Source organism: Pseudomonas sp. GM49 (assembly GCF_000282355.1).
GTDB lineage: Bacteria > Pseudomonadota > Gammaproteobacteria > Pseudomonadales > Pseudomonadaceae > Aquipseudomonas.
Genome location: NZ_AKJL01000146.1, coordinates 1 through 2,521, shown reverse-complemented (window position 1 = coordinate 2,521; position 2,521 = coordinate 1). Strand labels below are relative to the sequence as shown.

Genomic DNA, 2,521 nt, shown 5'->3' with positions numbered 1-2,521 from the left:
TCTGTAGCAGCTGCCGAGCCCGCGAGGCTGCGTTCGGCTGCATAGCAGTCGTAAAACCAGTCATCGCGGTACGTCAGGCAGGCCGCGTCAGCTGGACTCACGACTGCTATGCAGCCGAACGCAGCCTCGCGGGCTCGGCAGCTGCTACAGATCTCATTACCGCTTAACTGACTGGCATTAGCTAATCACGCCGGTTTTTTTCTGAAACGCTTAGCGATGACTCTTACCAAAAGTGGAATAGAGCGGAACCTGTCAGGCGATGTAATGTAGCTACCCGGTTTTCGGCTTCGGCCAGAACAACACACCGACAGGAGAACGCAATGAGTTGGTCCGCCAAACAGTACGTCGCTTTTGAAGATGAGCGCACCCGTCCCGCCCGTGACCTGCTGGCGGCCATCCCCGCTGGGGACGTGCGCTCGGCCATCGATATCGGTTGTGGTCCTGGTAACTCGACCGAGTTGTTGGTGGCGCGTTTTGCCGGTGCCTCGGTACGCGGGCTGGACAGTTCGACCGACATGATCGAAGCCGCTCGCAAGCGCTTGCCGCAGGTGCGGTTCGATGTTGCTGACATCGACACCTGGAACGACAACGGCCCGTTCGACGTGATTTTTGCCAACGCGGTGTTGCAGTGGGTGCCGGATCACGCGACGTTGTTGCCTTCATTGGTTAGCAAACTCTCGGCGGGTGGCAGCTTGGCCGTCCAGATGCCTGACAACCTGAATGAACACTCGCACCGTTTGATGCGTGAAGTCGCCGCTGATGGCCCATGGGGCAGCAAACTGGCGGGCGCCGCTGGGCAACGGACGGAAATGGCCGATGCCAGTGGCTACTATTCGATATTGAAAGCCTGTTGCACCCGCGTCGATGTGTGGCGCACCACTTACCACCATCCGCTGGCGGGTGGCGCGTCTGGCGTGGTGGAGTGGTTCAAGGGCAGTGGCTTGCGGCCGTTTCTCGATCCGCTGGACGAGGCGGAACGGGCGCAGTATCTGAAGCAATATCAGACTGCTATCGAGCGGGCGTATCCGGCCTTGGCCGATGGGTCGGTGCTGCTGCCGTTTCCGCGACTGTTTATCGTTGCGACCCGCTGATGCAAAACAGGGACAGTTGATGAGCGTCATCTGCCCCTTTTTACGGTTTGGAAAAATCACTGTGGCTTGTTCTTTTTTGAGCGCCGGGCACTCAAGTACTCAAAGGCAAACGAGGCAAAGCCGAACAACCCGATCATTGAAATGATCATGATTCCCAACTCTGAATTGTGCATGTTGATCTCGGGGCGAAGGGTGAGCCGGGAGAATAAGGGAACTGTTGCCGGGCTCAACGCAGCTCTACGGTTTCTTTACTCGCTTGCGGTGATCTATACGCAAAAGATATGAGCGTCTGGGTGGCAGAGTCACATTCAGCGCTGAACACCGATCCACTGTTTTGAGTCATATCAGGGGCTCCAATCAGTTCACTCGATCACGTCGATTTCCACCAATGCCCACGTACAGCCTGCGTACTTCGGATTTGCTGCATGCCGGGTAACGCTGCTGGCTGAGGGGAAGGGCGCACCGTCCTCGACGAGTATCTCGAAATGCCCCTCAATGGCTTGTTGAACCATGGCTATTTCATCTTCCAGATCTTCACCGGCGCTAAAACAACCTGGCACATCCGGGACTTCCACGCCCCACGCATGTTCGTCGTCGCCCATGGAAATCGCAATCGGGTAAAACATGTTCATGGTCCTCTGTGAACACAGCGGGTGTGGTTATGAATCCCAAAGGGCGCCCCCGAAAGGCGCCGGGTGGACTGTCAGGATGGTTCTGCATCCATGCGTCGAGCGATTACATCCAGCACATCGCAACCGTCTCGCAATGGCACGCAGCAGAGCAATGCGAAGTCACTGAGTACAACTGAGTCAGAGGTCAGGTCGCCGCGCATCGCGAGGTTTTCAAGAAGCTGCGTCACGGCGCGAATTCTGTAACTGGCGGTGCTGAGCAGGGAGTGCAGGGGTTGGGTTGTGTTGACGTAGAGGGAGGGGAGATCGTCGGCGTTGCTGGTTAAAGCCATGAATTCTTTCATGAGTGCGTACCAATTGTAGGTGGAAGACCTACCACTCAATTGTCGCCAAACAATAGGGTGGCAGCTGTACGCGGGTTGGCGAACCGGACAATGGTAAAACCGGCAGACCCGAAGGTCTCCCACGCACAGCTACCAAAAAAGCAGCCAAGCGTGATCAAAAGCGCTCCGAGAAATCCTCGGAGCCTTCTGTACCGTTGTTACCGAGTCGCCAAACCCGATACGCCATTTGAGCGCGGTCGGACTATAGGTCTCATGACAAAGGCACAGCAATGCGCAAGTGTACGGACAATTCCCAGTGTCGTGTAGGACGTTGCTTTTTCTAGCGTTGATCTCTGTTGGGCCCTTAAAAGTGGGCCTTAGCACTAACGTTGGCAGGCGAATCACCAAATTCCGCGCACAAAAAAACCGGCCACTTGGGCTAATGCCAGTCAGTTAAGCGGTAATGCGATCTGTAGCA

2 protein-coding genes and 1 pseudogene are annotated in these 2,521 nt (G+C 56.2%); 1 reads left to right on the top strand and 2 read right to left on the bottom strand.

Annotated features, from left to right (window positions below; genetic code table 11):
• The first annotated feature begins 320 nt into the window (after positions 1-320).
• Complete coding sequence (gene tam, locus PMI29_RS15740) at positions 321-1,091, top strand: trans-aconitate 2-methyltransferase (protein ID WP_007997802.1); 771 nt, start codon at positions 321-323, stop codon at positions 1,089-1,091.
• 371 nt (positions 1,092-1,462) lie between these two features.
• On the opposite strand, the pseudogene PMI29_RS15745 reads toward tam, so the two are convergent.
• Positions 1,463-1,717, bottom strand: a pseudogene (locus PMI29_RS15745) (type II toxin-antitoxin system HicB family antitoxin); the annotation flags it as partial.
• Between the two features lie 77 nt (positions 1,718-1,794).
• A complete protein-coding gene (locus PMI29_RS15750) occupies positions 1,795-2,064 on the bottom strand; it encodes a hypothetical protein (RefSeq protein WP_007997797.1) in 270 nt (89 codons plus the stop codon).
• Positions 2,065-2,521: the final 457 nt, after the last annotated feature.